The following is a 5,351-nucleotide window of genomic DNA, read 5'->3' as shown; positions in this document are numbered from 1 at the left end:
CCGTTGAACCGTCGTCAGGGGTGGCGGTCGACGGCGCGGGCCGGGTACCGGGGGGCGGCTGCTGACCGGGTGGGACGGACGGCGTCGTGCCGAGACCGTCCGACGGGGCACCTTCGGAACCAGGGCCGGGCGGCGGCGTGTGGCCGGTCCCCGGCCGGCCGGTGTCGGGGTCCGTTCCCCCGGAGCCTGGCCGGTCAACGAACTCCCCGCCGGTGCCGTGGGCGCCAGGTCCCACAGCACCGGGACCACCACTGGTGACCGCCAGGTTCCTGGACGGGCCGGGACCCTTCAGGCCGGACGGATCGGGCGTGACCGGGCCACCGATGGCCTCGCCGAGGTCGTGGGCGTACACGCTGGCGTAGGTGCCGACAGCGGACGAGACGGCGGTGGCCAGCGCGTTGAAGTTTCCGAGTCCGCCGGCCATGGACAGGTAGGCCAGTTCGCCGAGCGTCTCACCTATCGCGCCCAGTCCGGCCCGTCCGTGCGTGGTGTCGGAGAGCTTGGGGAAGTATCGGCCACCGATCAGGGAGACGCCACCGGCGACGGTGCCGATGGCGACGCCGGCACCGATCGACTCCCCGAGGTCCGACCAGCTGAATCCGTCGTCCTTGTTGCCCTTGGCGATCATGACGGTCTGGGCGATGACGTTCTCGGTGCCCTCCTCCAGACCCTCCTCCGCGCCCTGGATGGCGAGCTGGGCGATCAGTCGGTGCAGCCGGTCTTGCAACCGGTTGAGAAGCGCCTGGGTGAGCCGCTGACCGAAACTGAGGTACGCGGGAACGAGCGTGGCACCGAAGCCGGACGCCATCGCCACCGCGATGTCCAGGACGATCATGAACGCCGCGACGACGATCTGGGTCTGGCCGTAGTCGATCTGCTGGTTGGCCCGGTGGGCTACGTCGCCGGCGATCAGGGCACTCCGGATGCCCCCCGGGATCGGCCGGGTGACGATCTGCTGGAACTGGGCGAACGCGTCGGCGGCGGGTCCGTCGAGGTTGCCCTGCAACCCGAGGCCGAGCGCCTGGGTGGCGGCGATCCCGTCGGCCAGGTGCGCGCCGAACCGCTCGAGTTCGATGCTGAGCGCCTGGAGCTCCGACGGATCGCCCTTGGGAAACTCCTCACCGACGGTGTAGAGGATCGCGTCGTACGCCCACTGCCAATTGGGGTCGTTGGGGATGTGGAAGTCGCCCATGGAACGGCGTCAGGCGGGACCGGTGAACAACGGCGTCGCCGAACCGTCCGGGCCGAAGCTGATCAGCAGTGGACGGTATCCGGGCGCGGTGGGGTCGACACCGGCGTCCTCCTTGGGCTTGAGCAGGAAGAACTGGTCGCCGTCGCCGTCGACGGGGTGACCGGCGGCGGTGATCGGCACCCGCGTGCCCAGCGGGACGATCGAGTCGTAGCCGTTGGCGTCGATCCGTGCGGTGCCGTCCGGAAACGTGGTCAGGGTGCGCAGTTCGTAACCGGGAGGAACCGGGGTGCCGTCGATGAGGACGCCCCTGGTGTCGTACCGCCGGAAGGCGGAGATCGCGGGAGACGCCACAGCGAACTCCGCCGGCCGCCTCGACGCGAGAAAGCTGCTGGGCGACTCGACCGATTCCGGGGCAGTGACCGGACCGGCGATGCGCACACCCGCCCGTAACACCGGCACCCCGGATCGCGGAAGCGCCTGCCGGGAAGCCACCTCCTCGGAACGCGGAAGCTTGCCGGTGACGGCCAGCCGGGAAGTGAGCTGACCGGGCTCGCCGTCGACGGGTTTCCAGGGGGCGTACCCGGCGAGCCGCACAGGCAGGTTCGCGAACTCCTCGGCGATCGTCCGCCCGCCGATCGTCGCGTCCTCGTCCGCCTGCCGGTAGCCCTCACCGCTGACCCGCAACCCGACCGCCGCGTACTCCAGGTAGCCCAGGACGGCGCGGATGGCGCTCTCGACGCGGTCCAGCGTATGGCCGAACTGCTCTTGGAACTGGCGGCCGATCTCGTCGTCTCCCCACGCGGGTTCGTACCGCGCCCGCAGCACGTTCAACCGGCGCAGGCACTCGTGGTACCGGGCGGCGTGCTGGGCGTACGAGTCGCCGACCGAGATGACGCCCTCAGGGTCGACCCAGATGTGACCGGGCGGCTGGCTCACGGCTGTTCCGGGTCGAGGCCGAGCAGGGCACGGACACCGCTGGTCATCCGGGGGCCCTCGGGCGGCAGGTACATGTCCGGGCCGGCCTGACCGCGCACCAACCTGGCGGCGTCCATGCCGGGGGGCAGCAGCGGCGCGATCAGCGCCGCCGCCTGCTCCATGACCTGCTCCTTCGCCTCGCTGTAGGTCTGCATGACGGTGGCCTGCAACTCGGCGGGAGTCATCCGTCGGTACGCGCTAGTCGGAAAGCTGATCTCGGTCAGTACGCCGTTCTGCCCGACCGTGACCGTCACTTCGCGGCGCGGCGAGGTGGCCGAACCCTGCACCTTGCTCATCCGCTCCTGGAGGGTGGTCACGCTGCTGCGCTGACGCTGGTACTCCGCGAACAGCTCCTCGATGTGATCGTCGAAGCTCATCGGCCGGCTCCCTTCTGCGCGGGCCATCAGTACAGGTGCGCCCCTCCACGGGGTGGAAGGGGCGCGGTGCCGGTCGGGCACGAACGTGCAGGGCCTTTTCCCGACCGCACGGCCGGTCACCTGGCGACGATCAGGACGCGACAGAGGCGTGGAGGGGGAAGTAGGCAGACTTCGGCTGTCGTTCGGACATCGGCCGCGCCGCAGCCTTGCCGGCAACGGCCGATCGCCGGGAATCTTCGGCACGGCGGACGCCGAGCAGAGGTTCGACGTCGTCATCCCTGACGTACGACGAGAGGAATGTCGTTGTGACCATGCCAACGGTCCAGACCGCCGATCCGGGCATGCAGGCGGCAGCCACCGAGTTCGCGAACAAGGCCCACGAGTTCACCACCCACCTGCGCAACGTCAACTCGCAGATGGCCGTTCTCCAGGCGAGCTGGCACGGCACCGCCTCGAAGAACTTCGATCAGGCGATGGACAACTGGGAGCGGTCCTTCCAGACCATCATCGAGAAGCTGCTGCACATGATGGACGTGATGGGCGCCACGACCGCCGGGTACCGGGCCGCCGAGGACGAAGCCTCGCAGACCGCCCAGAACTTCATGACGGCGCTTCCCGGAGTCTGACCCGTATTCCCCGTCGAAAGGACCTGACCCGTGTCCGACTACCGGTTCGACTTCAACCAGGCCGACGCCACCCTCTACGACATGAATCGGATCAATGGCCGGATCTCGAACGCGCTCGACGACATGGAACGCAACGTCGAGCGGAGCATCGAGCAGTGGAGTGGTGACGCCCGGAGCGCGTACCACGTGGCGAAGGTGGAGTGGCGCAACGCCGCCCAGCAGATGACGGTCTACCTCGAGCAGGCCCGCCAGACGCTGCTGGCGATCTCGGACAACTACGGGACCACCGAGCAGCGGCACACGAAGATCTGGAACGACGTCCGCGGCGGCTGACCGCCGGCCGGCTGCCGGGGTCGGTGTGCCCCGGCGGCCGGCGCTCCCCGCGCATCACTTCTCAGAGACGGCCACGCTGGAAAGGTTGTGGACGGATGGCTTCCATCGATTTCAGCTATCCCAACGACAGGGCCATCGACTACATCGGCATCCTGGACAAGTTCAACAACGGCGAGGTCGACGGCTTCCCGCAGGAGCATCCGGACGGATGGATCCAGGCGGTCATCGACAAGGTCCAGGCCGACCTCGTGTCGAGCAGCAACCGCCAGACCAACAACATCGACTGGTCGGACTACACGGCCGAGGAGCGGGCCGCCTACGAGTGGTACAAGACCGAGGTCATCGACATCGACAGTTGGAACGCACTGGTCGCCGAGTTCCGGGAGAACGACGTCCCCGACGAGGACTCCGTCGACTGGGACGAGTTCGACGAGTCCGACCACCTCGACATCGACGGGTCGTTTGACCCGCCGGAGGTCAGTGTCTACACGGGCGGTAGCGACAACTCGGCCGGGGACCTGAAGGTCAGCACCGCGGCCATCCGGTACTTCGCCAACTCCATCGGAGAGCTGTTCGACGATCCGAACGGTCGGGGCGGCAGCCTCATGCTCCGGGTGGGTGACGAACTCGCCTCCCTGGACGTCCGGCCCGGGAAGTTCGCCGTGGCCGAGATCATGCGGCGCAAGATCCATGGAACCGGGGAGAGCGTGGGCCTGGTCGGCGACACCCAGGGCCTGCTGGAGAAGGTCCACCAGACGCTCTACACCCTTCGCCTGAGCCTGCTCGAGATGGCGGACTCCTACGAACTCACCGAGGACGGCAACGCCCGCACCGGCCGGAACTTCGAGGAGAAGACCGCCGAGTTCAACTCGATGACCGAGGAGGAGTTCGGCGCGGCCATGAGCGATCCATGGGGTCATATCAACGACATCGACGACTACGGCCAGGTCACCTCCTCCGGCGAGGGAGGCAACGGCAATGACGGCTCCGATGACGGTTCCGGTAGCGGGGACGGGTCGGGCAGCGGAGACAACTAGGCGTCGCACGCGCGGCCGGGGCGTTCCGGTGTCACACGTCGGCGTTCTCGAACTCATCCAGGGGCTTGGTGTAGGACATGCCAGAAACAGAGTCGGAACAGGACGACTGGACCAACTCCGCAGACCCGGTGGCGACCTTTCCCCCGCCGAGCGTGCAGATCGACGACGTCAACGACTTGGAGACCTGGGCGCAGATGGATCCGCCCGGATGGCGCCGGATCAAGGCTGCCGTCAAAGGTGGGTCGGCGATCGAGACCGAGGCCGGGCACGAGTACGCCGCGAGTCTGGTCAGCTATCCGAGCCTGCTGGAGGCTGCGAACGGGTTCCAGCAGGCGTACAACCTGCTGCACTGGCTGGAGACGTTCATCAGCCTCCACGCGCACGCGATCGCCGGGGAGGAGAAGGCCTGGCAGGGCACGGCGGCCGAGGCGTTCCTGGCGAAGATGGACTATCTGAGCAAGTTCCTGGGCAACCAGGCGGAACGGCTGCTCGGTGGCGACGGCATGCCCGGGACCGCGAGCGTGCCGCACCAGCTCATGATGAACGCCAGCTATCTCAAATGGGCTCAGGAGCAGATCGACTACCTCGACGTCGCATGGGCACAGATCGCGGCTGCCGATGGTGCCAACCACACCGACGGCGGCAACGTTGCGATCAGCTCCACCCGGTTCGCCCGCCCGATGACGGACCAGATGCTCCAGGTGGCGCAGACCCTGGCGAAGCAGTACGCGCGGCTGAACTACGGCTCGGTCAGCGTGCCCGAGGGCGATGGCAGTCCCGGCGCCGGGGACCTTCCGACCGAACCCCCGAC

Annotated in this window: 5 protein-coding genes and 2 pseudogenes; 4 read left to right on the top strand and 3 right to left on the bottom strand. The window is 68.1% G+C overall.

The genetic code is table 11. The features are described from left to right. The 3 genes and pseudogenes from E1258_RS29385 to E1258_RS29370 all read right to left on the bottom strand — a co-directional run. Positions 1–1,192: pseudogene (locus E1258_RS29385) on the bottom strand (hypothetical protein); the annotation flags it as partial. A 9-nt stretch (positions 1,193–1,201) separates the two neighbouring features. After that, positions 1,202–2,128, bottom strand: coding sequence for a hypothetical protein (locus E1258_RS29375; RefSeq protein WP_132406836.1), 927 nt, complete (start codon positions 2,126–2,128; stop codon positions 1,202–1,204). After that, positions 2,125–2,544 (bottom strand): YbaB/EbfC family nucleoid-associated protein, encoded by a 420-nt coding sequence (locus E1258_RS29370; protein WP_132406834.1) that lies wholly within the window; start codon positions 2,542–2,544, stop codon positions 2,125–2,127. Before E1258_RS29370 ends, E1258_RS29375 begins: the two co-directional genes overlap by 4 nt. A 311-nt stretch (positions 2,545–2,855) precedes the next feature. On the opposite strand from E1258_RS29370, the gene E1258_RS29365 reads away from it, so the two are divergent. From E1258_RS29365 to E1258_RS29350, 4 genes and pseudogenes are all read left to right on the top strand, one after another. Continuing rightward, positions 2,856–3,170, top strand: coding sequence for a WXG100 family type VII secretion target (locus E1258_RS29365; RefSeq protein ID WP_243715768.1), 315 nt, complete (start codon positions 2,856–2,858; stop codon positions 3,168–3,170). Positions 3,171–3,200: 30 nt separating this feature from the next. Next, a complete protein-coding gene (locus E1258_RS29360; RefSeq protein ID WP_132406830.1) occupies positions 3,201–3,503 on the top strand; it encodes a WXG100 family type VII secretion target in 303 nt (100 codons plus the stop codon). A 95-nt stretch (positions 3,504–3,598) separates the two neighbouring features. Next, on the top strand, positions 3,599–4,540 hold the full coding sequence (locus E1258_RS29355; protein WP_132406828.1) for a hypothetical protein: 942 nt from the start codon (positions 3,599–3,601) through the stop codon (positions 4,538–4,540). Between the two features lie 77 nt (positions 4,541–4,617). Next, positions 4,618–5,351: pseudogene (locus E1258_RS29350) on the top strand (hypothetical protein); the annotation flags it as partial.

This window comes from Micromonospora sp. KC207 (genome assembly GCF_004348615.1).
Classification (GTDB): domain Bacteria; phylum Actinomycetota; class Actinomycetes; order Mycobacteriales; family Micromonosporaceae; genus Micromonospora.
This window is presented reverse-complemented; position numbering and strand designations above follow the sequence as displayed.